This is a genomic window from Cellulomonas sp. P4_A2, from assembly GCF_056402515.1.
The window spans coordinates 1-636 of sequence record NZ_JBFUHG010000053.1 but is presented as its reverse complement, the minus strand read 5'-3'; the positions used below and the strand labels follow the sequence as shown (position 1 = coordinate 636).

The window sequence follows — 636 nt, the reverse complement described above, 5'->3', positions numbered from 1 at the left end:
CGCCGGAGCCATCTGCGTGGCTCGCCCACCTGGCCGCGCCGCTGGGCGTGGCGCTCGCGGCCTTCGTCGCCCTGGTGGCGTTCCTGAAGTTGTGACCCGGCCTGGGCGCCTACGAATTAGACGATTTGCTCAACCTTATTCATATTTACGTCAGCGCCTGGGCATGGCATTCCCCCATCGACCGCGCAACCAGCCACGCCCAACTTGGGGGAGACACTCATGACTCAGCGCCCGCTCGACACCCAGCAGCTGCTGCTCGTTGTGTTCGCGGCGGCCGGCACTTTCTATGTTGCCGTCGTCCACCCGGCGGTCACCGAGCCGATCGTCGCAGCCGCCGCCGTCGAGAGCCTGATCTGGCTCGTACGGCAGTGAGCGCCTGGAGTTGCAAGAGGTGTCCTACGCGCCGCCTAGAAGACGTGCCGCGCGACGTCATCGAGGACCAGGAGCGCGAGCCGGAATGTCCGGCCGCCGGAACACCACCAAGCCGTCACTGTGACGGCTACGGTGTCCGGTGCCCCGAATCACCTGATCGGCCGAAGAAATCCCCGGACGGGCCTTCCGCGCCTCGTTGTCAGTGGCGGCCCGTAGAGTTGACGCCGCCGAAAGGCTCCGCTTCGTGAACGACGAAGGGAGACC

1 protein-coding gene is annotated in these 636 nt (G+C 66.4%); it reads left to right on the top strand.

What is annotated here, in order from left to right; translation table 11 throughout:
- The first annotated feature begins 219 nt into the window (after positions 1-219).
- Positions 220-372 carry a hypothetical protein gene (locus tag AC1DUE_RS20030; protein WP_477041164.1) on the top strand — a complete coding sequence of 51 codons (153 nt, stop codon included), beginning with the start codon at positions 220-222 and terminating at the stop codon, positions 370-372.
- Positions 373-636: the final 264 nt, after the last annotated feature.